This window comes from Streptomyces sp. NPDC097617 (assembly GCF_044761485.1).
GTDB lineage: Bacteria > Actinomycetota > Actinomycetes > Streptomycetales > Streptomycetaceae > Streptomyces.
Window position 1 is genome coordinate 74,169 of record NZ_JBIWCL010000016.1, and the last position, 26,965, is coordinate 101,133.

The window sequence follows — 26,965 nt, forward strand, 5'->3', positions numbered from 1 at the left end:
AGAGACTGGTCTAGACAACCGTAAGAACCTGAAGGGCATCACCATGGCAGAGCGCCGCGTCAACGTCGGTTGGGCCGAGGGCCTGCACGCTCGTCCCGCCTCGATCTTCGTCCGTGCGACGACCGCTTCCGGCGTCCCGGTGACCATCGCGAAGTCCGGCGGCGACCCCGTCAACGCCGCCTCCATGCTGGCGGTTCTGGGCCTGGGCGCCCAGGGCGGCGAGGAGATCGTCCTCGCCTCCGAGGCCGAGGGTGCGGACGCCGCCCTCGACCGCCTGGCGAGGCTGGTCGCCGAGGGCCTCGAGGAGCTCCCCGAGACCGTCTGACCCTTCGGGCCTTCGGGTTCGACCCCGACCCCCCACGAAGCCGCGCTCCCCACCCGGGGACCGCGGCTTCGCCGTTCCCCGCGCGGACCCCCGTCGGGCGGCGCCGCACACGTACACGGGCCCGGCAGGGCGATGGCGCGCCCGGGCGAGCCGCTCCGGGGAGCGGGCCCCGGGGAGCGGGCCCCGGGGGAATCCGCCCGGCGGAGAAAGGACCGCCGAAATGCGGGCGCCGCCGAATTCGGCTCCGCATGAATTCGGCGCAGCGGAATATGGTGCGGCCGCATGAATCCGACCGCCCGCCGCGCAGCGAATTCGCGCGGTTCCATCCTTTCTATACGGCTCCTGTTAATGCCGGCCGCTCGACATGTTTACGGCAGGTTGCGAAGTCCTCACCGCCGCGCTCAGCCGCTGCCGCAGCCGGTGCGCCCCCGCCGCCCGGTCCGCGTGGACCGCGGTCAGGGCCCGCGCCCGTTCGGCGTCGCCGCGCGCCACCGCGTCCACGATCGCGCCGTGCTCCGCCCAGGACTCCACCGGCCTGGCCGGCGCCTCCACCACGTACATCCACGCCACCTTGTGCCGCATCTGCGTGAGCAGCGCGATCAGCCCGGGGCTGCCCGACGCCTGCGCGAGCGTCTCGTGGAACCAGCCGCCCAGGGACCGCAGATCCTCCCCCTGGCCCCGCCTGGCCCGCTCCTGCCCCAGCCTGACCAGCCCGCGCAGCACCTTGAGGTGCGCGTCGGTGCGCCGCCGGGCGGCTCTGGCGGCCGCCAGGGGCTCCAGCAGCATCCGCAGCTCCAGCAGGTCCGCGGCCTCCTGCCCGGTCGGCTCGGCCACACACGCCCCGGCATGGCGCCGCGTGGTCACGAAGCCCTCGGACTCCAGGGTCCGCAGGGCCTCGCGGACCGGGACGCGCGAGACCCCGTACCGGCGGGCCAGTACCTCCTCGGTCAGCCGGGCGCCCGGCTCGAACGCTCCGGAGACGATGTCGTCGCGGATTGCTGTGCATACCGCGTGCGCAGGAATACGCAAGACCGAACCTCCGCCTATTTCCGACTGCCAGCCTCATTGCACGCACATGCGCGTGCCGCGATTCTATTGCAACACACGATAATTTCCGAGAGCAGCCGAAAATGCGAAACATTTGCACAAGGGCGCAACACAAAGACCCCGGCTCGGGGAGCCGGGGTCTTCGGTGAAGCAGAAGGCGGAGCGGAAGCGCTGCGCCGCAGCGTCAGACTTCGACGCCGTGCGAGCGCAGGTACGCGAGCGGGTCGATGTCCGAGCCGTACTGCGAGCCGGTGCGGGCCTCGAAGTGCAGGTGCGGGCCGCTGGAGTTGCCGGTGGAGCCCGACAGCCCGATCTGCTGGCCGGCGGCAACCTGCTGGCCGACCGAGACGTTCAGCGAGGTCATGTGGCCGTACTGGGTGAACGTGCCGTCGTTGTGCTTGATGACGACGTTGTTTCCGTACGCGCCACCCCAGCCGGCCTCGACGACGGTGCCGACGCCGACGGCGTGGACCGAGGTACCGGAGGCGGCGTGGAAGTCGATGCCCGTGTGGCTGCCGGAGGACCACATGCCGCCGCCCGCGTGGTACTGCGTGCTGACGTACGAGCCGTCCACCGGGGCGACGAAGGTGTTGAGGCGCTTGCGCTCCTCCTCGCGGGCGGCGCGCTCGGCGGCCTCTCGCTCGGCCTTCGCCTTGACCTCGGCGAGGCGCTTGGCCTCCGAGGCCCGCTGCTTCGCATCGGCCTCGGCCTGCGCCTTGGCGGCGGCCTGCTCGGCGGCGCGGTGCTGGGCGTCGGCCTGGTCGGATATGTCGCCCGCGAGCTCATCGGCGACGACGACGGCACCGAGGCCGCTGTCCTGGCCGAGGTTGCTGCTGTGGTTGTCCGCGGCGAAGGCCGGGGCGGCGAGGGAGCCGACGACACCCGTGGTGGCGATCGCGGCGATACCGGCGTAACCGGCGGTCTTACGGCTCAGACGGCTGGAACCACGGTGCTTACCGGAACCAGCGGGACGACTGCCAAACGCCATGAAGGGTTTGATCCTTTCCTTCCTTCTCGCCTACCGGGTTAGCTGACGGGTTCGGAGCAGGAAGGTCTCCTACGGGCCTCCTCTTGCGAGGGGGTCCGATTCACCCCAGGGACTCATGTGGGTCCCCGGCTCCCCAGGCTCGCGCCTGACGGGGACTCGGCGATCGCTGCCCGGTGCCGCGGATGCGGCGGGCACAACTGACGGACAGCACGGACGACGCTAGGCGGATCATCAGTCAATCGCCAAACAGACACGGCTTTTTGTTGCGTACGCCACACCACATAAAAGCAACCTCACCACTAAACGGACAAAAGGGGTTCTGGTGAACAAGTCACCAGAACCCCTTGCCGAAATCTTCGGCCGGCCCTCAAGGAGCCGTTGCCCGAGCGTCAGTTGGAGACGACCGTGACCTCACCGATCCCCAGCGCCCGCACGGGCTCCTCGATGAGCGCCGCGTCGCCCACCAGGACGGTGACCAGCCGGTCCGCCGGGAAGGCCTTCACGACCGCCGAAGTGGCCTCCACCGTGCCGGTCTCGGCCAGCTGTGCGTACAACTGCGCCTGATAGTCGTCCGGCAGTTCCTGCTCGACCTGGTCGGCCAGGGTGCCCGCGACCGAGGCCGCCGTCTCGAACTTCAGCGGGGCCACGCCCACCAAGTTCTGCACGGCGACATCGCGTTCGGCGTCGGTAAGACCGCCCTCGGCGAGGGTGCGCAGCACCTTCCAGAGGTCCTCGAGCGCCGGTCCGGTGTTCGGGGTGTCCACCGAGCCGCTGATGGCCAGCATCGAGGCGCCCTTGCCGTCCTCGGTGGAGCGCAGCACCTGGCCGAAGGCGCGTACGCCGTAGGTGTACCCCTTCTCCTCGCGCAGCACCTTGTCCAGGCGGGAGGTCAGCGTGCCGCCCAGGCAGTACGTGCCGAGCACCTGGGCCGCCCACACCCGGTCGTGACGGTCCGCCCCGATCCGGCCGATGAGCAGCTGGGTCTGGACGGCGCCGGGCCGGTCCACGATGACCACGCGGCCGGTGTCGTCGGCGGTCACCGGCGGCACCGGCAGGGCCGCGGCGGTGTTGCCCGTCCAGGTGCCCAGGGTGTCCGCCAGCACGGCGTCCAGGTCGATGCCGGTCAGGTCGCCGACGACGACCGCGGTGGCCGTGGCGGGGCGTACATGGGCCTCGTAGAAGGCGCGTACGGAGGAGGAGTCGATCCGGGCGACCGTCTCCTCGGTGCCCTGGCGCGGCCGGGACATCCGCAGGGCGGCCGGGAAGAGCTCCTTGGAGAGCTGCTTGGCGGCGCGGCGCTGCGGGTTCGCCAGCTCGTGCGGGATCTCGTCGAGCCGGTTGCGCACCAGCCGGTCGATCTCGGCGTCGGCGAAGGCGGGAGCGCGCAGCGCCTCGGCGAGCAGGCCCAGCGCCTTGGGCAGCCGGGAGGCCGGGACCTCCAGGGAGACCCGGATGCCCGGGTGGTCGGCGTGCGCGTCGAGGGTGGCGCCGCAGCGCTCCAGCTCGGCCGCGAACTCCTCGGCGGAGTGCTTGTCGGTGCCCTCGGAGAGCGCCCGCGCCATGATGGTCGCCACGCCGTCCAGGCCCGCGGGCTCGGCGTCGAGCGGGGCGGCGAGGTTGACCTCGACCGCGACGACCTGCTGGCCCGGCCGGTGGCAGCGCAGCAGGGTCAGGCCGTTGGACAGCCGGCCGCGGTCGGGGGCCGGGAAGGCCCACGGCTGCGGCTCGCCGGCCTGCGGCTGCGGGTGGAAGGTCATCGTGACGGCTGCGGTGTCGCTCACTGCTCCGCCCCCTCGTTCTCGTCGGACTCGTCGGACTCGTCGGACTCGATCGGCTCGTAGACGAGCACCGCGCGGTTGTCCGGGCGCAGTCGGGCCGCGGCCACGGCCTGCACCTCTTCGGCGGTGATGTCCAGGACACGCTGGACGGCGGTCAGCGCCAGCTGCGGGTCGCCGAACAGCACCGCGAAGCGGCACAGTTCGTCGGCGCGCCCGGCCACCGTGCTCAGCCGGTCCAGCCACTCGCGCTCCAGCTGCGCCTGGGCGCGCTCCATTTCCTCGGCCGTCGGGCCCTCGGCGGCGAACCGCGCGAGCTCCTCGTCCACGGCCGCCTCGATGGCGGGGATCTCGACCCCGCTGGAGGTCTTGACGTCCAGCCAGCCCAGGGACGGCGCCCCGGCCAGGCGCAGCATGCCGAAGCCGGCCGCGACGGCGCTCTGGTCTCGGCGTACCAGCCGGTTGTGCAGCAGCGAGGACTCGCCGCCGCCCAGGATGGTCAGCGCCACGTCGGCGGCGTCGCACTCGCGGGTGCCGTCGTGCGGCAGCCGGTAGGCGGCCATCAGCGCACGCGCCGGGACCTCCTCCACGATCTCCTCGCGCAGCTGCTCCCCGATGGTGTCGGGCAGCGAGCCGTCCCGCGGCGGCTGCTTGCCGTCGTGCGCCGGGATGGTGCCGAAGTACTTCTCGACCCAGGCGAGCGTCCGCTCGGGGTCGATGTCCCCGACGACCGACAGCACCGCGTTGTTGGGCGCGTAGTACGTACGGAAGAAGGTGCGCGCGTCCTCCAGCGAGGCGGCGTCCAGGTCGGCCATGGAGCCGATCGGGGTGTGGTGGTACGGGTGGCCCTCGGGGTAGGCCAGGGCGGTGAGCCGCTCGAAGGCCGTGCCGTAGGGAACGTTGTCGTAGCGCTGGCGGCGCTCGTTCTTGACGACGTCGCGCTGGTTCTCCATGGACTCGTCGTCCAGGGAGGCCAGCAAGGACCCCATCCGGTCCGCCTCCAGCCAGAGCGCGAGCTCCAGCTGGTGGGTCGGCATCGTCTCGAAGTAGTTGGTGCGCTCGAAGCTGGTGGTGCCGTTCAGGGAACCGCCGGCGCCCTGGACCAGTTCGAAGTGGCCGTTGCCCGGTACGCTCGCCGACCCCTGGAACATCAGGTGCTCGAAGAGGTGAGCCAGGCCGGTGCGTCCCTTGACTTCGTGGCGGGAGCCGACGTCGTACCAGAGGCAGACCGCGGCGACCGGGGTCAGGTGGTCCTCGGAGAGCACCACGCGCAGGCCGTTGGCCAGCCGGTGCTCGGTCGCTGTCAGGCCGCCGGAGCCGGCCTGGGCTGTGGCCGTGTGACCCATGGGCATGTGGTCCTTTCGCTCGCGATGCAGAGATTTCTTATCGACCTGCCACTGTATGCAAGCGCGTCGGCCGCCGGATAAGTTCCCGGGTCACTCCCCCGCACTCCGTCCGGGGGACCCCTGGGGTCGGAGTCGGCGTTGTCGGTGCGTCGGGCCACAATGGTCCGCGTCGTACCCTCGCCGGACACCACAAGACCGTCAGACCGAGCAGACACCCCGCCAGCCACCCAGCACACCCCATTTTGGTTAAGGAGCCGCGCAGCGATGGCCCGCCGCAGCACGAAGACCCCGCCGCCGGAGGATTTCGAGGAGAAGATCCTCGACATCGACGTCGTCGACGAAATGCAGGGCTCCTTCCTCGAGTACGCGTACTCGGTGATCTACTCCCGCGCCCTGCCCGACGCCCGGGACGGCATGAAGCCGGTACACCGGCGCATCGTCTACCAGATGAACGAGATGGGCCTGCGCCCCGACCGCGGCTACGTGAAGTGCGCCCGTGTCGTGGGCGAGGTCATGGGCAAGCTCCACCCGCACGGCGACGCGTCGATCTACGACGCGCTCGTGCGCATGGCCCAGCCCTTCTCCATGCGACTGCCGCTGGTCGACGGCCACGGCAACTTCGGTTCGCTCGGCAACGACGACCCGCCGGCCGCCATGCGTTACACCGAGTGCAAGATGGCCGACGCCACGTCGCTGATGACGGAGTCGATCGACGAGGACACCGTCGACTTCACCGCCAACTACGACGGCCAGGAGCGGGAGCCGGTGGCCCTGCCCGCCGCGTATCCGAACCTGCTGGTCAACGGCGCGTCCGGGATCGCCGTCGGCATGGCCACCAACATGCCCCCGCACAACCTCGGCGAGGTCATCGCGGCCGCCCGCCACCTGATCCGCCACCCGCAGGCGGACCTGGAGGCGCTGATGCGCTTCGTGCCGGGTCCCGACCTGCCCACGGGCGGCCGGATCGTCGGCCTCTCGGGCATCAAGGACGCCTACGAGAACGGGCGCGGCACCTTCAAGATCCGCGCGACGGTGGCCGTGGAGGACGTGACGGCGCGCCGCAAGGGCCTGGTCGTCACCGAACTGCCCTTCGCGGTCGGCCCCGAGAAGGTCATCGCGAAGATCAAGGACCTGGTCGGCTCGAAGAAGCTCCAGGGCATCGCCGACGTCAAGGACCTCACCGACCGCTCGCACGGTCTGCGCCTGGTCATCGAGATCAAGAACGGCTTCCACCCGGAGGCCGTGCTGGAGCAGCTCTACAAGCTGACGCCGATGGAGGAGTCCTTCGGCATCAACAACGTGGCGCTGGTCGACGGGCAGCCCCTGACGCTGGGCCTCAAGGAGCTGCTGGAGGTCTATCTCGACCACCGCTTCGAGGTCGTCCGACGGCGCAGCGAGTTCCGCCGTACCAAGCGCCGCGACCGGCTGCACCTCGTCGAGGGCCTCCTGGTGGCCCTCATCGACATCGACGAGGTCATCCGGCTCATCCGGGACAGCGAGAACTCGGCCCAGGCCAAGGCCAGGCTGATCGAGCGGTTCTCGCTGAGCGAGATCCAGACCCAGTACATCCTGGACACCCCGCTGCGCCGGCTCACCAAGTTCGACCGCCTGGAGCTGGAGTCCGAGGCCGACCGGCTGACGGGCGAGATCGACGAGCTGACGGGGATCCTGGAGTCGGACAGCGAGCTGCGCAAGCTGGTCTCCGCGGAACTGGCGGCGGTGGCGAAGAAGTTCGCCACCGAGCGCCGTACGGTGCTGCTGGAGTCCGCGGGCACCGCGGTGACGGCGGTTCCGCTGGAGGTCGCTGACGACCCGTGCCGCGTGCTGCTGTCCTCGACGGGCCTGCTGGCGCGTACGGCGAACGGCGACGCGCTGCCGGAGGAGGAGGGTGGCGCCCGCGCCAAGCACGACCTGATCGTCTCGCAGGTAGCCGCGACGGCCCGGGCCGACGTAGGCGCGGTCACCTCGTACGGGCGGCTTCTGCGGCTGGCGGTGATCGACCTGCCGCAGCTGCCGGACACCCACGCCGCGCCGAACCTGGCGGGCGGCGCCCCGGTCTCGGAGTTCCTCTCCGGGCTGGAGGCGGACGAGAAGGTGATCTGCCTGACCTCGCTGGACGAGTCCTCGCAGGGGCTGGCGCTGGGCACCGAGCAGGGCGTGGTCAAACGCGTCGTGCCGGACTACCCGGCCAACAAGGACGAGCTGGAGGTCATCACCCTCAAGGAGGGCGACCGGATCGTCGGCGCGGTCGAGCTGCGCACGGGCGAGGAGGACCTGGTCTTCATCACCGACGACGCCCAGCTGCTGCGCTACCCGGCGGGCCAGGTACGCCCGCAGGGCCGTCCGGCGGGCGGTATGGCCGGCATCAAGCTCGCCGACAACGCCAAGGTGATCCACTTCTCGGCGGTGGACCCGGCGCGGGACGGCGTGATCTTCACGATCGCGGGCTCGCACGGCACCCTGGACGACTCGGTGACCTCCGGGAAGCTGACCCCCTTCGACCAGTACCCGCGCAAGGGCCGGGCCACGGGCGGCGTGCGCTGCCAGCGGTTCCTGAAGGGCGAGGACGTCCTGGTACTGGCCTGGGCGGGCGGCTCCCCCGTCCGCGCGGCGACGTCGAACGGCACTCCGGCCGAACTGCCCGCCGTGGACCCGCGCCGGGACGGCTCGGGGGCGGCGCTGCCGGCGGCCGTCGCGGCGCTGGCGGGAGCCGCGCTGTAGGACGTAGGAGGGCATTCGGGTGGTGCGACCGGGGGGACGTACCACCCGAATGCCGACTAGTGTTTTCCCCGTGGACGTGGTGGGGGGAGAACGCAGCTGATGAGCCGTCGAGCGGGCAGCGGACTGATCGGGAACTGGGCGGAGGCGCAGCGCCGGCAGCAGCAGACGCAGCAGCGGGAGGCCGAGCGCCGGCAGCGGGCCTACGAACGGGACGCGAACCGGAGCCACCGGCAGTACCGCGAGGCCGAGGCGCTGCGGCGCACCGCGCAGCTCGACGCCGAGGTCACCGCGCTCAAGGGCCTGCTCGTCGCGGGCTGCCGGGCGCCGGCGTTCCGGATATCCGACCTGGCCCGGCCCGACCGGCTGGAACCCTTCAACCCCGGAGCCCTGGCTCAGCCGGTACCGATGCCCCGCATCGAGGACTTCCAGCGGCAGAGCAGCGGTTGGACCCTCGGCTCCCACCACCGGGCGCAGGCGGAGCGGGAGGCCCACGCCCGGTACACGCAGGCCTGGCAGGCCGCGAACGCCGCGGAGGCGCAGCGGCAGCAGCAACTGTCCGCGTACCGGCAGCAGTACGACCGGTGGGCGGCGGAGCAGCTCTCCGGGGTCCGGGCGCACAACAGCGGGCTCACCGAGCTGGCCGACGCGCTGCGCGCGGGTGATGCCGAGGCAGCCGTGGAGTATTTCTCGGCAGCCCTGTACGCCTCGACGGCCTGGCCCGAGGCGCTGCCCAGGCAGGTGGCGGCCGCCTACGACCCCGCCGCGCGCCAGCTGGTGCTGGACTGGGAGCTGCCGGGGTACGCGGTGGTGCCGGAGGCCCGGGCCGTGCAGTACCTCCCGAGCACGGACCAGGACAGGGTGAAGCCCCGCTCGGTCACGGAACGGCGGGCCCTGTACCGGGACCTGCTGGCCCAGTGCGTCCTGCTGGTGGTGCGCGAGCTGTACGCGGCGGACGAGTTCGGCGCCCTGGACTCGGTCGTCGTCAACGGCTTCGTGGACTGCCACGATCCGGTGACGGGGCAGGAGGCCCGGTTCGTGCTCTCCACGGTGCCGGCGGAGCGCGGTGCCTTCGCCGGGCTGCGCCTGGAGCAGGTCAGCGCGGTGGACTGTCTGGTCTCGGGGTTGGGCGGGCAGTTGTCGACCCGGCCCGACCAGCTGACGGCGGTGCGCCCCGGGCGCCGGCCCGACGAGGTCGGCGGAGGCGTCGTCAGCCACGGCGGGCACGCGCGCGGCGCGGACGACGAGCCGGATCTCTTCGTGATGGACCCGATCGCCTTCGAGAACCTGGTCGCCGAGCTGTTCCGGGCGATGGGCATGGAGGCGGTGACCACGCAGCGGTCGGGCGACGGCGGGGTGGACGTGGAGGCGGTCGACCCGGCGCCGATCCGGGGCGGGCGGATCGTGGTGCAGGTCAAGCGCTACCGGAACACGGTGCCGCCGACGGCCGTGCGTGATCTGTACGGCACGGTCCAGGACAAGGGGGCGAACAAGGGGGTGCTGGTCACCACCGCGTCCTTCGGACCGGGTTCGTACACCTTTGCCAACGGCAAACCGTTGGAGTTGGTTCCCGGCGCGGACCTGGTCGAGCTGCTCCACCAGTACGGGCTGCGGGGCCGACTCGGCGGCGCCGCAGCGGCGCCCGTGCGGCGGGCGCCCGCGCCTGAGCCGGCTCCCCCGGCGGACCACAACGTGCTCGGCATGTCCTGGTCGGGTTCGGTCGCCCTGGACGTGTGCGCTCTCGTATGCACGGGCAACCGCGTGCTGAGCGAGGACCACTTCGTCTTCTTCAACAACCCGCGCACCCCGGACGGTTCGGTCCGCTCCCGTGAACACGCGATGCCGGACAAGGCGGCGCTGGAGGTCTCCTTCGACGCCCTGCCCTCACAGGCCGACCGGCTGGTCCTGGTGGCGGCGATAGATCCGGAGGTCGATCCCCGCGCCGACCTCGCCGGGTTCACCGACGCCCACATCCGCCTGCTGTCGGCCGGTGGCGAGGAACTCGGCCGGCTCGACGTCTCCGACGGGCGCGCGGGCGAGACGGCCCTGGTCCTCGGCTCGTTCCGGCGCCGCGCCAACGGTGACTGGGACTTCGTGATCGGCGGCAAGGGCTACCGCGGCGGCCTGGAGGCCCTGCTGGGCGAGTACGGGGTCGAGGTCGCCTAGAAGGCTGATGAAGATGTTGGGTTCTGGCCCCGCCGCGTCAGCGGTGGGGCCAGACTCGTTCTCGTGGTGCAAGGGGAGTGGGTCGGTGAGCTTGTCGGGCCGGATGTGTGGGTCACCTGCCGGGAGTTGATTCCGGCTGGGAGTGTGTTCGCATTCCTGGCCGAGCATCGCGGCGGGCTGTTCCCGGCGGTGATGTTCACGGACATGTATCCGTCGGCGAACGGGCGGCCGTCCATGCCGCCACAGGTCCTGGCCGCGGCCATCACGCTGCAGTCCCTGCACGGGCTGTCGGACTTCGAGACGGTCCAGGAATTACGGTGTGACCTGCGGTGGAAGGCCGCCTGCGGGCTCGGTCTGCACGATATGGCGTTCGATCCGTCGCTGCTGGCCTACTTCCGGCGCCGTCTGGCCCGCTCCGCCCGGCCGAACCGCGTCTTCGAGGCGGTCCGAGAGGTCGTGAAGGCCACCGGTGTCCTCAAAAACAAGCACCGGCGTGCGCTGGACTCCACCGTTCTGGACGACGCGGTCGCCACCCAGGACACCGTCACCCAGATCATCGCCGCGATCCGGGCAGTGATCAGGGAAGTTCCCGCAGGTTACGAGGCGGCCGCAGTCCAGTGCACCGCCCACGACTACACCGATCCGGGCAAGCCCCACATCGCGTGGAACGATCAACAGGCCCGCGCCGATCTGGTCGACGTGCTGGTCGGGGACGCGCTGCGGTTGCTGGGGCATCTGCCCGAGCAGCAGCTCGGTGAGAAGGCCGCGAACGCGGTCGGCCTTCTGGCCCTGGTCGCAGGTCAGGACGTGGAACCGGCCGAGGACTCCGACGGGCGCGACGGGCGTTGGCGGATCGCCCGGGGAACGGTCCATGACCGCACGGTGTCCACGGTCGATCCCGAGGCCAGGCACATCCACAAGAACCGCACCCGCCACCAGGAAGGCTTCCGTGCCCACGTGGCCTTCGAACCCGAGACCGGGCTGTTCACCGAGGTCGCCCTGACCGCCGGCAGCGGGGCCCACCATCACGAGGCCGCCGTCGCCCGCGATCTCCTCGCCGACGAAAACACTGCGGTCACCGCGTTGGGCGATACCGCCTACGGAACCGGTGACCTGCGCGAACACCTCCAAGCCCAAGGCCACGAACTGGTCCTCAAGCCGCCCCCGCTCAAATCCGCCGTCCCCGGCGGGTTCACAGCCGACGACTTCACCGTCGACACGACCGACGGCCAGGTCACCTGCCCCGCCGGGCACACCACCCGCCTGGGAAAGCCCGACGCGAAGGGCACACGCCAGGCCCAGCTCAAGAAGCTGTGCGCCGCCTGCCCGCTCAAGGACCGCTGCACCCGCTCCAGGACCGGCCGCGTCTTCAGCGTCCACGCCAAGTACGACCTGCTCAAAGCCGCCCGCGACCAGGCAGCCACCGACCCCGGCCGGCAGGCCGAGTACCGCCGCTGGCGCCCACCGGTCGAACGCGCCATCGCCTGGCTCGTCGCCAAAGGCAACCGCCGCGTCCCCTACCGAGGCGTCATCAAGAACAACACCTGGCTCCACAACCGCGCCGCCGCCCTCAACCTCCGCCGTGGCCGTGTTCGCCGAAGAGGACGTACATCGGGAGCACCACCACGAAGACCAGCGCCCCCCAGCCCACGCCCTGGAGTGTCGACCATCCGGAGTCGGGGCCCGTGCGGCTGTCCCACACCATGAACAGCCAGGCCGTTCCCACGATGAAGACGGCCAGGGCCGCCGCGACCGCCGCCGCCCATCCGGCCCACCGCACCCGGCTCACGTCCCGCTCGCACTCCGCAGCTGCCCCCACACCAGCAGCGTGACAGCAACACCAGCCCGAGGTAAGGGTGTCGGCTCCCTCGGGCCTCAGCCCTCGGCCGAGCCGGTCCCGGTCCCGGACTCGGACTCGGTACCGGTACCGGTACCGGTCCTGGCCACGTATCGCAGGACGCCCCACATGCTCTCGGGGCGCGCCTCGTGCGGGGCCGGCTCGCGGCAGGCCTCCAGGTCGCGCAGCAGCTCCGCCCCGTCGGTGCCCGCGCCGATCAGGACCAGCTGTGTCAGGCGGGCCTCGCCCCGCCCCCAGGGCCCGGGGGCGAAGCGGAGGAAGCGGCCGACGGCGTGGACCTCGTAGCGTTCCTCGTGCCCGGGTACGCCGAAGTGGACGAAGCCCTTGATCCGGTAGAGCCCGGCCGGGCGCCGGTCGAGGAAATCGATGAACCTGCGCGGGGACAGCGCCTGCTCGGAGGTGAACTCCGTGCTCTCGTACGCGGTGTGCGCGTGGCCGCAGTGGTCGCGGTCGTGACCCTGGCCGTGACCCTGGCCGTGGCCGTGGCCCTGACCGTCCGCCTCCGTGAGCAGGTCCTCGAAGGAGAGCTGTCCGCGGGTCTCGGTCCAGGGGCGCCGGTCGAAGAGCAGTTCCGGGTCGATCCGGCCGTGGTCGGCGCCCACGACCGGGATCCCCGGGGCGCAGAGCGCGGCGAGTTCCTGCTCGATCCGGGCCCGCTCGGCCGGGTCCACCCGGTCGGTCTTGTTGAGCACCACCAGGTCGGCGACGGCGAGGTGGCGGTCGGTCTCCGGGTGCCTGGCCCGGGTCGCGTCGAATTCGGCGGCGTCGACGATCTCCACCATGCCGCCGTACCGGACGGCCGGGTTCTCACTGGCCATGAGCATCCGGATCATCTCCTGGGGCTCGGCCAGTCCGCTCGCCTCGATGACGATCACGTCGATCCGGTGGACGGGGGCGGAGAGCTTCTCCAGGTAGGCGTCGAGTTCGCTGCCGTCGACGGCGCAGCACAGGCAGCCGCCGCCGAGGGAGACCATCGAGTCCCCGACCTGGCCGGCCACCGACATCGCGTCGACCTCGATCGATCCGAAGTCGTTGACGACGACCCCGATCCTCGTGCCCCCGCGACCGGCGAGGAGGTGGTTCAGCACAGTGGTCTTTCCGGATCCGAGGAAACCGGCGAGGACGACGACGGGGATGGGCTGCCTGCTGTTCACCCGGTCGATCGTAGCCAGGATCTCTCAGGGAAGGAGCGGCACCGGCTGGGGCGGGGTGGGGCCGGTGTACCGGGCGGCCGGACGGATGATCTTCGAGTCGGCGGCCTGTTCCATGATGTTCGCGCTCCAGCCGACCACCCGTGCCGCGCAGAAGGTGGGCGTGAACATCTCGCGCGGGAGCCCGCACAGCTCCATGACCACGCCCGCGTAGAACTCCACGTTGGTGTGCAGTTCCCGGCCCGGCTTCAGTTCGGCGAGGATCTCCTCGACCTGGCGCTCGACCTCGACGGCGAAGTCCACGAGGGGACCGCCGAACTGGAGGGCGATCTCGCGCAGCATGCGCGAGCGGGGGTCCTCGGTGCGGTACACGGGGTGGCCGAAGCCCATGATCCGGTCGCCCGCCAGGACCCGCTCGCGGATCCAGGGCCCGATCCGGTCCACGGTGCCGATGGCGTCGAGGGTGTCCAGGGCCCGGCTGGGGGCGCCCCCGTGCAGGGGGCCGGAGAGTGCGCCGATCGCGCCGGTCAGGCAAGCCGCGACATCGGCGCCGGTGGAGGCGATCACGCGGGCGGTGAAGGTCGAGGCGTTGAAGCCGTGGTCGACGGTCGAGATCAGGTACCGCTCGACCGCGCGGGCCCGCTCCGGGTCGGGTTCACTACCGGTCAGCATGTAGAGGTAGTTGGCGGCGTACGGGAGGCCGTCGCGCGGCTCCACCGGCTCCAGGCCCTGCCCCAGCCGGTGCAGGGCGGTCAGCAGCGTCGGTACGGCGGCGCAGGCGGCCAGCGCGTCGGCGGCCCGGCGGCCGGGATCGAGGTCGTAGACCGGGCGGAAGCCGGCACAGGCGCCGAGCAGCGAGAGCGCGGTGCGCAGACCGGCGAGGGGGCCGGAGAGCCGGGTGGCCCGGGCGATGTCCGGCAGGGCGTCCCGTACCTCCCCGGGCAGTCGGCGCAGGGGCGCGATCTCGGCCGAGAAGGCGGAGCGCTCGGCCGCGTCCGCCGGGAGCGTGCCGCGGAACATCAGGTGCCACACGTCCTCGAAGCCGCGTCCGGCGGCGAGCTCGACGGCCGAGTACTGGCGGTAGTGGTAGAAGCCCTCCCGGCCCCGGACGTCTCCCAGTCCGGTTTCGGTGACCACGACTCCCGCGAGACCGCGGGGTACTTCCAAGGCGATATCCATGGATCGACCATCCATGATGGATTCAATGCCTGTCAATATTGATCGAATCAACATCACCGTCCATCTGTAGGGTGTGCGTCATGAGTGACCAGACGGACGGCGGACGCAGGCTCAGCACGCAGGAGGCGGCGCGCGCCCTCGGGGTGAAACCGGCGACGGTGTACGCGTACGTCAGCCGTGGCCAGCTCACCAGCCGCCGCGATCCGGCCGGGCGGGGCAGCAGCTTCGACGCCGCCGAGGTGGAGGCGCTGGCCCGGCGGAGCCGGCGCGAGGCAGCCGCCCCCACCGGGGACCTCTCCGTCCGCACCGCCCTCACCCTCATCGAGGCCGACCGGTACTACTTCCGCGGCGTGGACGCCGTGGAGCTGGCCTCCCGCCACCGCTACGAGGAGGTCGCCGAGTGGCTCTGGACGGGCGCCCTCCCGCTCGGGGCCCGGTTCACCGCTCCCCCGCAGGCCCTGGCGGCCGCCCAACGGGCGGTGGCCGCACTGCCCGAACACAGCGGCCCCATCGACCGGTTGCGGGTGGCGGTCGCGGCCGCCGCCGTGGCGGATCCGCTGCGCTTCGACCTGTCCGAGGAGGCCGTACTCGGCTCCGCGCGCGCCCTGGTCCCCACCCTGGTCGGCGCGTTGCCCGCGGCGGGCCGGGACCGGTGGGCCGGAGACGGCCGGATCGCCCGGCAGCTGTGGTCGCGGCTGACGGCGCGGGAGCCCGACCCGGACGCTCTGGCCGTGCTGGACCTGGCGCTGGCGCTGCTGGTCGACCACGATCTGGCGGCCTCGACCCTGGCCGTACGGGTGGCCGCCTCGGCGCGGGCCCATCCGTACGCGGCGGTGTCCGCCGGGCTCGGCGCTCTGGAGGGCCCGCTGCACGGCGCGTCCGGGCGGCTCGCGCACCGGATGCTGGTGGAGGTGCTGGAACAGGGCGGGGCCGCGCCGGTGGTGGCGGAGTACCTGCGGGCGGGTCGCCGGGTCCCGGGGCTCGGCCACCGGCTGTACCAGGGCGAGGACCCGCGCGCCCGGGCTCTCTTCGCCCGGCTGGAGACGCTGGAGCAGGCCGGCCCGGCGCTGGGAGCGGCGCGCAAGGTGGCCGCGGTGATGGCCCGGCAGGGCGGGCTGCACGCCAATGTGGACCTGGCGCTGGCGGTGCTCACGGTGTCCTGCGGAATGCCGGCGGAGGCCGGGGAGACGGTCTTCGCGGTGGCCCGGACGGCCGGCTGGATGGCGCACGCCCTGGAGGAGTACCAGGAGCGGCCGCTGCGGATGCGGCCGAGCGGGCAGTACCACGGACCCCGCCCGCCGCAGCCGATGCCCGAGCCGGCGGTCCGCTAGGTCGGACCGCGGCCCCGGCGGGGGCCTCGGGCCTGGTCGTCGGGCCGCCCCAACGGACTGCCCCACTGCACGGCGATGGCCTCGGCGCGCGCGAAGTGGCCGGCGGCCTCCTCCTCCAGGCCCAGCAGCAGGGCCAGTTCGCCGAGGGTGCGGGCGACGGGGCGGACCGCCACGGTGAATCCGGAAGAGGGCGGCGGGGCGTCGCGGTAGGGCAGCAGGGCGGCGTACAGCTCGTCGACGCCCGCCCGCTCCCCCAGCATCACCAGGGTCATCGCCCGGAAGGTGGCGAAGACCTTGAAGAAGTAGTCCGTCCGCAGCGGTCCGGCCCGGTCGAGGATCTCGCGGGCCTCCCGCTCGTCTCCCGCGGCGGCCAACGCGACCGCGAGCAGGTCCCCCGCCTGCGGGCCGAAGGCCGTGTACACCTCGCGCAGCCGCGGTACCAGCTCCGGGAGCCGCCCCTGGCCCGCCCGCAGGGTCGTCAGTGCCACCACCATCATCCCCTCGGCGTGCGGCGAGCCGTGCCGGGCCATCCCGGCGGCCGCCTGCCGGTAGAGGCGTTCCGCTTCCTCGAAGCGGCCCCCGATATGGGCCAGGGTCGCCGCCGCGGTCTCGGCGACGGCGGCCGGGCCGGGCATCCGGTAGTCCTGCGCGAACGCGTCCACCGCGCCACCAGCCGGTGGACGCCGGCCACGTCGCCCTCGGCCGCCAGCGCGGTGGAGCGGATGAACATCCCGTACCAGCGGTGGCCGGGCAGGTCGTGGGCGGCGCCGAGCCGCTCCAGCTCCCCGCCTAGCTCCGCTCGTTCGCGCCCTTCGCGGTCGGCGTCGAGTTCCTTGGCCAGGGTCGCGAGCGCGCCCGCCCGCAGCGCGTGGTCCCCGATGTCCTCGGCGAGCGCGAGCGCCTCACGCGCGGCCGCCCGTACGGAGGCCACCTTGGCGTCGGACAGCTCGGCGGCGTAGGCACCCAGCAGCAGGCACCGTACTGCGGGTTCGTGGTCGGACCGCTCCAGCAGGCCTTCGAGCAGTTCCACCACCGGCGCGTCGACCGTCCCGTAGGGCCGGGTCTGCCAGGGCGTCGGCTCGGTCCACGCCGTGAACGCGCGGACCAGCAGGTCCTCCCGGCCCGCCCCGACCGCGTGGTCGCTCGCCGTACGCCGCGCGGCGCGGGCCGCCATCACCGCCCCGGCCCGGATCCGCGCCCGTACCAGTCGGCCCAGGAGCTCGGCCCGGTCGGCATCGCGGTCGTCTCCGGACCCTGCGGGTACGCGGTCGGCGCAGTCCACCGCCTCGGCGAGGAGGGTGGCGGCCACGTCGTACGCGAAGCGGCTCTCGGCGAGGCGCGCGGCGCGCAGGCAGTGCTCGACGGCCTTCGCCGCCGTCGCCGAGGAGGCCGGGCGGACGTAGTGGTGCGCCAGCGCGGAGACGTCGTGCGGACTCAGCCGCGAACGGCTCGGCCCCGCCGTGGGCCGCCGCCTCGGGCGGACGCGGCGCCGGCCCTCTCTCCGTCCCCGGCCCCAGCCCCGGCCCCGGCGACGGCATGTCGGCCCCGGTGCGCACAGCGGTACGCGCCGGCGCGTACCGCTGGTGGCTTCGCGCAGCATCCGCACGTCCTGGGCCAGCACCGCCCTCTCCAGCTCGACCAGGGCGGCGCCGGGATCCAGCCCCACCTCGTCGGCGAGCACCGCACGGGCCCGGCGCAGCGCGGTGAGCGCGTCGGCCTGCCGCCCGGCCGCCCACAGCCCGAGGGCGTGCAGCCGCCAGCCCTCCTCCCGCAGCGGCTCCTCACGGGTCAGCAGCGCCGCCTCCGCGACTGCCCCAGCGAGGTCGGCGCCGGCGCGGAGCCCAGCCGCGACGCAGAGTTCGCGGGCGGCCAGCCGCAGCTCCCCGAGGCGCATGATCTCCGGGTGGGTCCACGGCTCGTCGGCGGTGTCCGCGTAGGCGGGCCCCTGCCAGAGGGCGAGCGCATCGCCGAGCAGGACCCGGGCGGTGTCGGGTTCGGCGGGCAGGAGGTCGCGGGCCCGGCCGAGCAGCCGCTCGAAGCGCCAGGCGTCGACGGCGTCATCGGGCAGCCGCAGCGCGTACCCGGGGGCCGTGCTCACCAGCAGCCGGGCGGGGGTGCGCGGGGCCCGGCCCGGTTCGAGGAGCCGGCGCAGGTTGGAGACGTAGGCCTGGAGCGAGGTCACGGCCCGGGCGGGGGCGGCCCCCTGCCAGAGCTCCTCGATCATCCGGTCGACGGAGACGACCCTGCCGCGCGCGGACACCAGCAGGGCCAGGACGGAGCGCTGGCGGTGGCCGCCCAGCGGGACCGCCTCACCGTCCCGCTCAGCCGTGAGGGAGCCGGTACGCGTATGTGGACCATGACGGGTCCACGGTAGGCGACCGAGGTCAACTCCGCCCGGGACACAGCCGAATGACGGCGCGGGAAGCCTCCAAGTCCCTTCCAGGAACCTTCCATGTACCGGCGCCGAGTCTGTCGCCATGAGAACGACACAGGAACACACGGAGCGGCCGAACACCCAGGAGATGGTGGTGGTCCACCGCGGCCTGCGGCGCGAGGCCCGTCTTCTGGTCGAGCTGATCGCCGCGGTGGCCCCCGGCGACACGGCCCGGGCCCGGGAGCTCGCGGACCACTTCCGCGACTACCGGCTCGGCCTGACGAACCACCACCACGGCGAGGACGAGCACCTGTGGCCCCTGCTGCTGGCCCCGGTCGACCTCGAAGCGGACCTCGTCCTGCGGATGGAGATCCAGCACGAACGGGTCGCGGCGAGCCTCACGGCCGCCGAGGAGGCCCTGACCGCCTGGGAGCGCACCGCCGGGGAAGCCGAACGCGACGCGCTCGTCCCCTTCCTCGCCGAGCACCGTTCGGTCCTGGCCGAGCACCTCGACGACGAGGAGGCCGGGCTCCTGCCGCTCGCCGAGGGGCCTGTCCACGTACGAGTGGGAGCGGCTGGGCGAGCACTTCCTCGCGAGCACGCCAAGCCGAAGCTGCTGTTCTTCCTCGGGATGGTCCTCGAGGACGCGGACCCGGCCGAGCGCGCCTCGGTCCTCGCCGCTCTGCCCCTCGCCGGGCGCCTGCTCTGGCACACCGTGGGACGGCCCGCCTACGCCCGCAGGACCCGCGCCCTGCGTCGCACGGCGCGGGGCTGAACGCGGCCGCCGGCCTCCCCGCACCGACCGCTCCTCTGCCCCGCACACACCTTCCACACCAGGAGACGCCATGTCCCTCAAGCACCTCGCCACCGCCCTGGCCGGCATAGGCGCCGCGTTCATCCTCTACGTCGGCCTCAGCTATCTGCTGGCGCCGCAGGCCACCGCCGCCGACTTCGGGCTGCCGACCTGGCCCCGCCAGGAGGGCAGCGCCTTCCTCGCGGTCAAGGGTGTCCGGGACGTCGGGACCGGCCTGGTCATCCTGGCCCTCCTGGTGACCGGGCAGCGCCGGGCACTCGGCTGGGCGATGGCGGCGATCACCTTCGTCCCCGCCGGCGACATGGCGGTCGTCCTGGCCGACGGCGGATCCGCCGGCACGGCCTACGGCGTGCACGGGGCCACCGCCCTCGCCGTGGCACTGACCGCGGTACTCCTCCTGCGCGAGCGCCCGGCCCCCGGCGTCCGTGCCGCCACCGAGCCCGCCACCGTCTGAACCCGCGCGCTCCCACCGGAAGAGGTAGACATGTCCCTGATCACGCCCTCCTTCGACGACCCGGTGATCGTGCGCTCGGCCGCGGCCGAGACCATCGGCGCCGCCCCGACCACCATCCGTCTCCTCGCCGACGCGAGCTCCACCGGCGGCGCCCTGTCCACGCAGCGCGTCACCCTGCTGGACGGTGCGAACGGAGCGGCGCCCCACCGCCACACCCGGTCCGCTGAGCTGTTCTACCTGCTCGACGGCGCCGCGCAGCTCCTGTCGGGCGACCGCGTGGTCACGGCGGAACGCGGCGATCTCGTGATCGTGCCGCCCGGCCTCGACCACGCCTTCGCCGCCGCGCCCGGCGAGAACGCCGACATCCTCATCGTCATCACGCCCGGCATCGAGCGGTTCGAGTACTTCCGCCACCTGGAGCGCATCGCCTACGGCAAGGTGCCGCCGGAATCCCTGCTCGACGTCCAGGAGCTCTACGACACCCACTTCACCCGTAGTGAGCCCTGGACCACGGCCCGGACATGACCGAAGTGGCGAACCCGACAAGCCGGGCGTAAGCATTCCGCTTACGCCGGGGCGGACCTACCGTTGCTGCCCATGCGGTTCCCCCTCATGAGCGCTCGGCGCCTCGGGCTGCCCAGACGGGCCGTCTCCCAGATCCTGCTGACCCAGCTGGCCATCGCCGCCGGGGTCGTCATCCTGGCGACCGGACTGTTCCTGGCGCCCCTGAGTGCCCAGCTCGACGACCAGGCCATGCGGCGCGCCCTGGCCATCGCGCAGAGCGCCGCGGCCGACCCCGCGCTCGCCGCCGGGGTGCTGGACTCCGGGGCCTCGGCCGACAGCCCCGTACAGGCCTCGGCCGAGCGGATCCGCCGGGCCACCGGAGCCGAGTACGTGGTCGTGCTCGACCTGGACGGCATCCGCCGCTCGCACCCGAGTACCGACCGGATCGGGCTGCACGTCTCCACCGACCCGAGCGACGCCCTGGCGGGGCGCGAGGTGATGGAGATCGACGAGGGCACCCTGGGCCGCTCCGCCCGTGGCAAGGTCCCGCTCCTCGCGGCCGACGGGGAGATCGTCGGTGCCGTCTCGGTCGGCATCGCCTACGACAGCGTCCGCGAGCGGCTGCTCGGCGCGATCCCCGGTCTGCTCGCCTACGCGGGCGGCGCCCTGGCGGCGGGCGCGCTCGCCGCCTACCTGCTCTCCCGCAGGATCCAGCGGCAGACCCGCGACCTGGCCTTCTCCGACATCGCCGGCCTGCTCGCCGAGCGCGAGGCGATGCTGCACTCCATCCGCGAGGGCGTGATCGCCCTCGCCCCGGACGGCCGGGTCCGGCTCGTCAACGACGAGGCCGCCCGGCTGCTGGGCCTCGCCCCGGACGCCGCAGGCAGCAGTGCGGGGCGCCCGCTGGACGACCTGCTCGGGGCGGGCCGCACCGCGGACGTCCTGTCGGGCCGCGTCACCGGCCATGACCTGCTCACCGTCCAGGGCCCCCGGGTCCTGGTGGCCAACCGCATGCCCACCGAGGACGGCGGCGCCGTCGCCACCCTGCGCGACCGCACCGAGCTGGAGCACCTGGGCCGCGAACTCGACTCCACCCGGGGCCTGATAGATGCCCTGCGCGCCCAGGACCACGAGCACGCCAACCGCCTCCACACCCTCCTCGGCCTGCTGGAGCTGGGCCTGCACGAGGAGGCGGTGAAGTTCGTGACCGAGGTCGCCGGGGTGCACCGCACGACGGCCGAGCAGGTCACCGAGAAGGTCCACGACCCCCTGCTGGCCGCCCTTCTGGTGGGCAAGGCGACCGTCGCGGCCGAGCGCGGCGTCCCGTTGCGCCTGGCTGCGGCCACCCTCCTCCCCGACCGCCTGGTGGACCCGGGCGGCCTCGTCACGATCCTCGGCAACCTCCTGGACAACGCGCTCGACGCGGCTGCCGGTTCGGCGGCGCCCCTGGTCGAGGTGGAGCTGCGCGCCGAGGGCCGTACCGCCGTGCTGCGGGTGCGCGACAGCGGCCCCGGGGTGCCCGCCGCGCGCCGTGAGGAGATCTTCACGGAGGGCTGGTCGACCAAGCAGCCCAGAGCCCACCGCGAGCGCGGGCTGGGCCTCGCCCTCGTACGCCGCCTCGCGGAGCGGCAGGGCGGCAGCGCCCGGGCCGGTGAAGCAGCGGACGGAGGGGCGGAATTCTCCGTCGTACTCCCGGAGGCCCTGGCATGAACGAGACCCCGATCCACGTATTGGTCGTCGACGACGACATGCGTGTTGCCCTGATCAACGCGGCGTATGTCGCGAAGGTTCCCGGTTTCCGGGTGACGGCGCAGGCCCATTCCGCCGCCGAGGCACTGGAGTTCCTCACCGCGCATCCGGTGGACCTCGTCCTGCTCGACCACTACCTGCCCGACGAGAACGGCCTGGACCTGGTCCGGCGCCTGCGCCAACTCGGCCACCGCACCGACGTGATCATGGTCACCGCCGCCCGCGACCTCGCCACCGTGCAGGCGGCGATGCGCCTCGGCGCCCTGCAGTACCTGGTCAAGCCCTTCACCTTCGCCGGGCTGCGCACACGGCTGGAGGCGTACGCGTCGCTGCGCCGCGCCCTGGACACGGGCGGTGAGGCCGAGCAGGCCGAGGTGGACCGGATCTTCGGGGCCCTCGCCGCCGCGGGATCCTCGAACGAGCTCCCCAAGGGCCACTCCGCGACCACCGCGGAGCTGGTCCGCCAGGTCCTGTTGTCCGCCGAAGGCCCCCTGTCCACCCAGCAGATCGCCGATCGCGCCGGCATCAGCCGCCAGACTGCCCAGCGCTACGTCAAGCTCCTGGAACGCACGGGCCGGGTCAGCCTGGCCCTGCGCTACGGCGAGACCGGCCGCCCCGAGCACCGCTACACCTGGCTGCCCTCCCTGGGGCCGGCCTGACCGTACTCAGACGGCTCCGGCGCCGGTCAGGGAGCGGACCTCCGTCTCCGCGTGCTTCGCCTCGTCCGGTTCCTCGTGCGAGGTGACCGTGCCCAGCCAGCCCGCCAGGAAGCCCAGCGGGATCGAGATGATCCCCGGGTTCTGGAGCGGGAAGTACTGGAAGTCCACCCCGGGGAAGAGTGACTCCGGACTGCCCGACACCACCGGCGAGACCAGCACCAGCAGCACCGACGGGATCAGGCCGCCGTACACCGACCAGACCGCCCCGCGCGTGGTGAAGCCGCGCCAGAAGAGCGAGTACAGCAGTACCGGCAGATTGGCGGAGGCCGCCACCGCGAAGGCCAGCCCCACCAGGAACGCCACGTTGAGGTTCTGGGCGAGCAGCCCGAGGGCGATCGCGACCGCGCCGATGCCGACGGCCGCGGTCCTGGCCACCGCGACCTCGCTGCGCTGCTTGGCGTGCCGGCGCTTGAGGGAGGCGTACAGGTCGTGCGCCACGGAGGCCGAGGAGGCCAGGGTGATGCCGGCCACCACGGCCAGGATGGTGGCGAAGGCGATGGCGGCGACGAAGGCGAACAGCACCGCGCCCCCGGTGGAGCCCGCGCCCCCGCCGAGGAAGGCGGCCAGCAGCGGAACGGCCGTGTTCCCGGAGGCGTTGGAGGCCCGTACCTCGTCCGGCCCCACCAGGGCGGCCGCCCCGAAGCCGAGCACGATGGTCATCAGGTAGAAGCCGCCGATCAGCGCGATCGCCCACACCACCGAGCGGCGGGCCGCCCGCGCGGTGGGCACGGTGTAGAAGCGCGACAGGATGTGCGGCAGCCCGGCGGTCCCGAGGACCAGCGCGAGACCGAGGCTCATGAAGTCGATGCGGGCGGTCCAGTCCCCGCCGTACCTGAGGCCGGGGCTCAGGAACGCCCGGCCGTGCCCGCTGCGGTCGGCGGCGCTGGTGAGCAGCTGGTCGAAGTTCCCGTGGAAGCGCAGCAGCACGAGGACGGTCAGGGTGATCGCCCCGCCCATCAGCAGCACGGCCTTCACGATCTGGATCCAGGTGGTGGCCCGCATCCCGCCGAAGGACACGTAGACCACCATCAGCGCGCCCACGCCCACCACGGTGAGGGTCCGGGCGACGGCTCCCGAACTCCCGAGCAGCAGACCGACGAGACTGCCCGCGCCGACCATCTGCGCGATGAGGTAGAGCACGGAGACGACGACCGAGGAGGTGCCGGCCGCGATCCGGACCGGACGCTCGCTCATCCGGGCGGCGACCACGTCGGCGAGGGTGAAGCGCCCGCAGTTGCGGACGAGTTCGGCGACGAGGAACAACACCACCAGCCAGGCCACGAGGAAGCCCACGGAGTAGAGCAGCCCGTCGTAGCCGAAGAGGGCGATCAGACCGGAGATGCCGAGGAAGGACGCGGCGGACATGTAGTCGCCCGCGATGGCGAAACCGTTCTCCATCGGGGAGAACAACCGCCCGCCCGCGTAGAACTCCTCGGCCGACCCGTGCCGGTTGCGGCTGACCCAGGTGGTGATGCCGAGGGTCACCGCGATGAAGACGCTGAACAGGATCAGCGCGAGGGTCTGGTGCTCGGTGGTCACCGGCCCGCCCTCCTCGACCGGGTCCGCTCCTGGCCGCGCTCCTGCTCGAAGACGGTCCAGCGCAGGTCGAGCGCGGCCCGGTCCCGGCGCAGCCGCGCGTGCCGGGCGTAGGCCCAGGTCAGTAGGAAGGTGCTGAGGAACTGGCCGAGCCCCGCCAGCATGGCCACGTTGACCGCGCCCACCACGGGCCGGGCCATCAGGCCGGGCGCCGCGGTGGCGGCGACCACGTAGGCGACGTACCAGAGGAAGAACCCGGTGGTGGCGGGGACGACGAACCTGCGGTAGCGGCTTCGGACCTCCTGGAAGGCCGCGCTGCGCTGCACTTCGAGGTAGATGTCGGACGCGCCGGGAGCGGGGCGTCCGCCGCCGGGGGCCGTGACCGGCTGGGACGTTTCCTCACCCTCGCCCCACCCGACGGCCAGCGCGTCGTACCAGGGGTCGTCGAACCGGACCGTTCCGGTGTCACGACCTTCGTACTTGTCCACCGAACTCTCCTTGTCCGCTGCCGCATTGGCTGCGTGCCCACAAGGATGTACGGAATGCCGCTTTCCGGACTGGTGTACCGGCGCTCTTCACTCCAACAGGTGATGGAGTGAAGAGCGCCGGTATGCCGTGGAGCGTTCGGTGTCGGTCGCCGCCGGGCTGCGTCGGTACCCGGATCAGGCGTCGATGCGCGAGCGGTCCAGGGTCGCCGCGGAGCTCGTGATGAACTCCTTGCGGGGGGCCACCTCATTGCCCATGAGCAGGTCGAAGACCTGCTCGGCCGAGTCCAGGTCGCCGATGTTGATCCGGCGCAGGGTGCGGAAGCGGGGGTCCATGGTGGTCTCCGCCAGCTGGTCCGCGTCCATCTCGCCGAGGCCCTTGTAGCGCTGGATCGAGTCCTTGTACCGGATGTTCTTGCGCTGGTACTCCAGAAGGGTCTGGCGCAGCTCGTTGTCCGAGTACGTGTAGACGTACTTGTCCTGGCCCTTCTTCGGCTGGACCAGCTCGATCCGGTGCAGCGGCGGCACAGCCGCGAAGACCCGGCCGGCCTCGACCATCGGACGCATGTACCGCTGGAAGAGCGTGAGCAGCAGGCAGCGGATGTGCGCGCCGTCGACGTCGGCGTCCACGAGCAGCACGATCTTGCCGTACCGCGCGGCGTCGATGTCGAAGGTCCGGCCCGAGCCGGCTCCTATGACCTGGATGATCGCCCCGCACTCGGCGTTCTTGAGCATGTCCGAGATCGAGGACTTCTGGACGTTGAGGATCTTGCCGCGGATGGGCAGGAGCGCCTGGAACTCGGAGTTCCGGGCGAGCTTCGCCGTACCGAGGGCGGAGTCGCCCTCGACGATGAAGAGCTCACTGCGCTCCACGTCGTCGCTGCGGCAGTCGGCCAGCTTGGCGGGAAGCGAGGAGGTCTCCAGCGCGGTCTTGCGACGCTGCGCCTCCTTGTGCTGACGGGCCGCGATCCGGGTCCTGGCGGCCGCGACGATCTTCTCCATCACGGCGCGGGCCTGTTGCTTGTCGTCGCGCTTGGTGGAGGTCAGGAAGGCCTTGAGCTCCTTGGCAACCACGGCGGCGACGATCCGGGTGGCCGCGGAGGTGCCGAGCACCTCCTTGGTCTGACCCTCGAACTGGGGTTCGGCGAGCCGGACGGTGACGACGGCCGTCATGCCCTCCATCGCGTCGTCCTTGACCACGTCGTCCTCGGCGACGCGCAGCAGCTTGGCCGAGCGCAGGACCTCGTTCACGGTCTTGGCGACCGAGCGCTCGAAGCCGGAGACGTGGGTGCCGCCCTTGGGGGTGGCGATGATGTTCACGAAGGACTTGGCGTTGGTCTCGTACCCCGTGCCCCAGCGCAGGGCGATGTCCACGCCGAGCTCGCGGGTGACCTCGGTCGGGGTCATGTGGCCGCGGTCGTCGAGGACCGGGACGGTCTCCTTGAAGGTGCCGTTGCCGCTCAGGCGCAGGACGTCGCAGACGGCCTTGTCCTGGGCGAGGTACTCGCAGAACTCGCTGATCCCGCCGTCGAAGCGGAAGGTCTCCTCGGTCTTGCCGGCCCCGTCGACGCCGCGCTCGTCGCGGACGACCAGGGTCAGGCCGGGGACGAGGAAGGCGGTCTGGCGGGCGCGCTGGTAGAGGCCCTCCAGGTTGAGCCGGGCATCCTTGAGGAAGATCTGGCGGTCGGCCCAGTAGCGGACCCGGGTGCCGGTGCGGCCCTTGACGACCCGCTTGACCTTGCGGAGGCCGTTGGCGGGGTCGAAGGGGCTCTCGGCACCCTGCTCGGTGAACATGCCCGGGACGCCGCGGCGGAAGCTGATGGCGTGGGTCGCGCTGTTGCGGTCGACCTCGACGTCGAGACGGGCGGAGAGGGCGTTGACCACGGAGGCGCCGACGCCGTGCAGGCCGCCGGAGGCCGCGTAGGAGCCGCCGCCGAACTTGCCGCCGGCGTGCAGCTTGGTCATGACGACCTCGATGCCGGACAGGCCGGTCTTGGGCTCGACGTCCACGGGGATGCCGCGGCCGTTGTCCCGGACCTCGACGGAGGCGTCCTCGTGGAGGATCACCTCGATGTGGTCGCAGTAGCCGCCCAGGGCCTCGTCGACAGAGTTGTCGATGATCTCCCAGAGGCAGTGCATCAGGCCCCGGCTGTCGGTCGAGCCGATGTACATGCCCGGACGCTTACGGACGGCCTCCAGCCCCTCGAGGACAAGCAGGTGCCGCGCGGTGTAGTTGGAACCGTCCCGGTCTGCTCCGGACAGCAGCGCGCTGGAAGGCACGGACGTGTCGGCGGTCACGCAGTTCGCTCCTCGCTGAATTTCTTTTCTGGCCCGGTGGGGCGCAGGGGTGGCTAGGGTGCCGCTCGAAGGGTACCGAGGCCAGGTAGAGCCGATGCAACGCCACCCTCGCGCATTCTTCAGCCTAGTCCAGATCCGCACGGATGTT

At 72.2% G+C, this 26,965-nt stretch carries 20 protein-coding genes, 1 pseudogene and 1 riboswitch; of the genes and pseudogenes, 10 read left to right on the top strand and 11 right to left on the bottom strand.

Annotated elements, in window-relative coordinates:
- Window positions 1-43 precede the first annotated feature (43 nt).
- Window positions 44-325 carry an HPr family phosphocarrier protein gene (locus ACIQZO_RS24435; protein ID WP_403629595.1) on the top strand — a complete coding sequence of 94 codons (282 nt, stop codon included), beginning with the start codon at window positions 44-46 and terminating at the stop codon, window positions 323-325.
- A 345-nt stretch (window positions 326-670) separates the two neighbouring features.
- On the opposite strand, the gene ACIQZO_RS24440 is transcribed toward ACIQZO_RS24435, so the two are convergent.
- The 4 genes from ACIQZO_RS24440 to ACIQZO_RS24455 all read right to left on the bottom strand — a co-directional run bounded on the left by ACIQZO_RS24440 (window position 671) and on the right by ACIQZO_RS24455 (window position 5,481).
- On the bottom strand, window positions 671-1,354 hold the full coding sequence (locus tag ACIQZO_RS24440; RefSeq protein WP_403629596.1) for a GntR family transcriptional regulator: 684 nt from the start codon (window positions 1,352-1,354) through the stop codon (window positions 671-673).
- Between the two features lie 202 nt (window positions 1,355-1,556).
- A complete protein-coding gene (locus ACIQZO_RS24445; RefSeq protein ID WP_403629599.1) occupies window positions 1,557-2,360 on the bottom strand; it encodes a M23 family metallopeptidase in 804 nt (267 codons plus the stop codon).
- Between the two features lie 12 nt (window positions 2,361-2,372).
- A riboswitch (cyclic di-AMP (ydaO/yuaA leader) is annotated at window positions 2,373-2,532 on the bottom strand.
- 217 nt (window positions 2,533-2,749) lie between these two features.
- Window positions 2,750-4,117 (bottom strand): M16 family metallopeptidase, encoded by a 1,368-nt coding sequence (locus ACIQZO_RS24450; protein WP_403629829.1) that lies wholly within the window; start codon window positions 4,115-4,117, stop codon window positions 2,750-2,752.
- Window positions 4,118-4,137: 20 nt separating this feature from the next.
- Window positions 4,138-5,481, bottom strand: a complete 1,344-nt coding sequence (locus ACIQZO_RS24455; protein ID WP_403629601.1) for a M16 family metallopeptidase — start codon at window positions 5,479-5,481, stop codon at window positions 4,138-4,140.
- Window positions 5,482-5,745: 264 nt separating this feature from the next.
- Between ACIQZO_RS24455 and ACIQZO_RS24460 the strand changes: the two genes are divergently transcribed.
- From ACIQZO_RS24460 to ACIQZO_RS24470, 3 genes are all read left to right on the top strand, one after another.
- Window positions 5,746-8,202, top strand: coding sequence for a DNA topoisomerase (ATP-hydrolyzing) subunit A (locus tag ACIQZO_RS24460; protein WP_403629604.1), 2,457 nt, complete (start codon window positions 5,746-5,748; stop codon window positions 8,200-8,202).
- Window positions 8,203-8,301: 99 nt separating this feature from the next.
- Window positions 8,302-10,365 carry a restriction endonuclease gene (locus tag ACIQZO_RS24465; protein ID WP_403629606.1) on the top strand — a complete coding sequence of 688 codons (2,064 nt, stop codon included), beginning with the start codon at window positions 8,302-8,304 and terminating at the stop codon, window positions 10,363-10,365.
- 66 nt (window positions 10,366-10,431) lie between these two features.
- Window positions 10,432-12,072: an IS1182 family transposase gene (locus ACIQZO_RS24470; RefSeq protein WP_403629832.1), complete on the top strand. Its 1,641-nt coding sequence runs from the start codon at window positions 10,432-10,434 to the stop codon at window positions 12,070-12,072.
- A 168-nt stretch (window positions 12,073-12,240) separates the two neighbouring features.
- Here ACIQZO_RS24470 and ACIQZO_RS24475 read toward each other — a convergent pair whose 3' ends face one another.
- Both ACIQZO_RS24475 and ACIQZO_RS24480 read right to left on the bottom strand, forming a co-directional pair.
- Window positions 12,241-13,377: a CobW family GTP-binding protein gene (locus ACIQZO_RS24475; protein ID WP_403629609.1), complete on the bottom strand. Its 1,137-nt coding sequence runs from the start codon at window positions 13,375-13,377 to the stop codon at window positions 12,241-12,243.
- 24 nt (window positions 13,378-13,401) lie between these two features.
- Window positions 13,402-14,568, bottom strand: coding sequence for a citrate synthase (locus tag ACIQZO_RS24480; RefSeq protein WP_403629611.1), 1,167 nt, complete (start codon window positions 14,566-14,568; stop codon window positions 13,402-13,404).
- Between the two features lie 65 nt (window positions 14,569-14,633).
- Here ACIQZO_RS24480 and ACIQZO_RS24485 point away from each other — a divergent pair, with 65 nt between their 5' ends.
- Window positions 14,634-15,884, top strand: a complete 1,251-nt coding sequence (locus ACIQZO_RS24485) for a citrate/2-methylcitrate synthase (RefSeq protein WP_403629614.1) — start codon at window positions 14,634-14,636, stop codon at window positions 15,882-15,884.
- Here ACIQZO_RS24485 and ACIQZO_RS24490 read toward each other — a convergent pair.
- Together ACIQZO_RS24490 and ACIQZO_RS24495 are read right to left on the bottom strand one after the other, a co-directional pair.
- On the bottom strand, window positions 15,881-16,519 hold the full coding sequence (locus ACIQZO_RS24490) for a hypothetical protein (RefSeq protein WP_403629850.1): 639 nt from the start codon (window positions 16,517-16,519) through the stop codon (window positions 15,881-15,883). The genes ACIQZO_RS24485 and ACIQZO_RS24490 overlap by 4 nt on opposite strands.
- A gap of 992 nt (window positions 16,520-17,511) precedes the next feature.
- A pseudogene (locus ACIQZO_RS24495) lies at window positions 17,512-18,363 on the bottom strand (BTAD domain-containing putative transcriptional regulator); the annotation flags it as partial.
- On the opposite strand from ACIQZO_RS24495, the gene ACIQZO_RS24500 reads away from it, so the two are divergent.
- The 5 genes from ACIQZO_RS24500 to ACIQZO_RS24520 all read left to right on the top strand — a co-directional run bounded on the left by ACIQZO_RS24500 (window position 18,362) and on the right by ACIQZO_RS24520 (window position 22,438).
- Entirely contained in the window at window positions 18,362-19,033 is a 672-nt protein-coding gene (locus ACIQZO_RS24500; protein ID WP_403629617.1) for a hemerythrin domain-containing protein, read from the top strand. The pseudogene ACIQZO_RS24495 and the gene ACIQZO_RS24500 sit on opposite strands and share 2 nt — an antisense overlap.
- Before the next feature lie 70 nt (window positions 19,034-19,103).
- On the top strand, window positions 19,104-19,526 hold the full coding sequence (locus ACIQZO_RS24505) for a DUF4267 domain-containing protein (RefSeq protein WP_403629619.1): 423 nt from the start codon (window positions 19,104-19,106) through the stop codon (window positions 19,524-19,526).
- Between the two features lie 30 nt (window positions 19,527-19,556).
- On the top strand, window positions 19,557-20,051 hold the full coding sequence (locus ACIQZO_RS24510) for a cupin domain-containing protein (protein ID WP_403629621.1): 495 nt from the start codon (window positions 19,557-19,559) through the stop codon (window positions 20,049-20,051).
- A gap of 87 nt (window positions 20,052-20,138) precedes the next feature.
- Window positions 20,139-21,740 carry an ATP-binding protein gene (locus ACIQZO_RS24515; RefSeq protein ID WP_403629624.1) on the top strand — a complete coding sequence of 534 codons (1,602 nt, stop codon included), beginning with the start codon at window positions 20,139-20,141 and terminating at the stop codon, window positions 21,738-21,740.
- Entirely contained in the window at window positions 21,737-22,438 is a 702-nt protein-coding gene (locus ACIQZO_RS24520; RefSeq protein WP_403629626.1) for a response regulator, read from the top strand. Before ACIQZO_RS24515 ends, ACIQZO_RS24520 begins: the two co-directional genes overlap by 4 nt.
- 6 nt (window positions 22,439-22,444) lie before the next feature.
- On the opposite strand, the gene ACIQZO_RS24525 is transcribed toward ACIQZO_RS24520, so the two are convergent.
- The 3 genes from ACIQZO_RS24525 to ACIQZO_RS24535 all read right to left on the bottom strand — a co-directional run bounded on the left by ACIQZO_RS24525 (window position 22,445) and on the right by ACIQZO_RS24535 (window position 26,817).
- Window positions 22,445-24,037 carry a cation acetate symporter gene (locus ACIQZO_RS24525; RefSeq protein ID WP_403629629.1) on the bottom strand — a complete coding sequence of 531 codons (1,593 nt, stop codon included), beginning with the start codon at window positions 24,035-24,037 and terminating at the stop codon, window positions 22,445-22,447.
- Window positions 24,034-24,522, bottom strand: a complete 489-nt coding sequence (locus ACIQZO_RS24530; protein WP_403629631.1) for a DUF485 domain-containing protein — start codon at window positions 24,520-24,522, stop codon at window positions 24,034-24,036. Before ACIQZO_RS24530 ends, ACIQZO_RS24525 begins: the two co-directional genes overlap by 4 nt.
- 174 nt (window positions 24,523-24,696) lie before the next feature.
- Entirely contained in the window at window positions 24,697-26,817 is a 2,121-nt protein-coding gene (locus ACIQZO_RS24535) for a type IIA DNA topoisomerase subunit B (RefSeq protein ID WP_403629634.1), read from the bottom strand.
- Window positions 26,818-26,965 lie beyond the last annotated feature (148 nt).

Bases quoted from the DNA above. Each gene is read 5' to 3' on its own strand.
- ACIQZO_RS24455 (WP_403629601.1), bottom strand. From the start codon at position 5,481: ATGGGTCACACGGCCACAGCCCAGGCCGGCTCCGGCGGCCTGACAGCG.
- ACIQZO_RS24500 (WP_403629617.1), top strand. From the start codon at position 18,362: ATGAGAACGACACAGGAACACACGGAGCGGCCGAACACCCAGGAGATG.
- ACIQZO_RS24485 (WP_403629614.1), top strand. From the start codon at position 14,634: ATGAGTGACCAGACGGACGGCGGACGCAGGCTCAGCACGCAGGAGGCG.
- ACIQZO_RS24460 (WP_403629604.1), top strand. From the start codon at position 5,746: ATGGCCCGCCGCAGCACGAAGACCCCGCCGCCGGAGGATTTCGAGGAG.
- ACIQZO_RS24505 (WP_403629619.1), top strand. From the start codon at position 19,104: ATGTCCCTCAAGCACCTCGCCACCGCCCTGGCCGGCATAGGCGCCGCG.
- ACIQZO_RS24520 (WP_403629626.1), top strand. From the start codon at position 21,737: ATGAACGAGACCCCGATCCACGTATTGGTCGTCGACGACGACATGCGT.
- ACIQZO_RS24515 (WP_403629624.1), top strand. From the start codon at position 20,139: ATGAGCGCTCGGCGCCTCGGGCTGCCCAGACGGGCCGTCTCCCAGATC.
- ACIQZO_RS24490 (WP_403629850.1), bottom strand. From the start codon at position 16,519: ATGCCCGGCCCGGCCGCCGTCGCCGAGACCGCGGCGGCGACCCTGGCC.
- ACIQZO_RS24465 (WP_403629606.1), top strand. From the start codon at position 8,302: ATGAGCCGTCGAGCGGGCAGCGGACTGATCGGGAACTGGGCGGAGGCG.
- ACIQZO_RS24510 (WP_403629621.1), top strand. From the start codon at position 19,557: ATGTCCCTGATCACGCCCTCCTTCGACGACCCGGTGATCGTGCGCTCG.
- ACIQZO_RS24445 (WP_403629599.1), bottom strand. From the start codon at position 2,360: ATGGCGTTTGGCAGTCGTCCCGCTGGTTCCGGTAAGCACCGTGGTTCC.
- ACIQZO_RS24435 (WP_403629595.1), top strand. From the start codon at position 44: ATGGCAGAGCGCCGCGTCAACGTCGGTTGGGCCGAGGGCCTGCACGCT.
- ACIQZO_RS24480 (WP_403629611.1), bottom strand. From the start codon at position 14,568: ATGGATGGTCGATCCATGGATATCGCCTTGGAAGTACCCCGCGGTCTC.
- ACIQZO_RS24450 (WP_403629829.1), bottom strand. From the start codon at position 4,117: ATGACCTTCCACCCGCAGCCGCAGGCCGGCGAGCCGCAGCCGTGGGCC.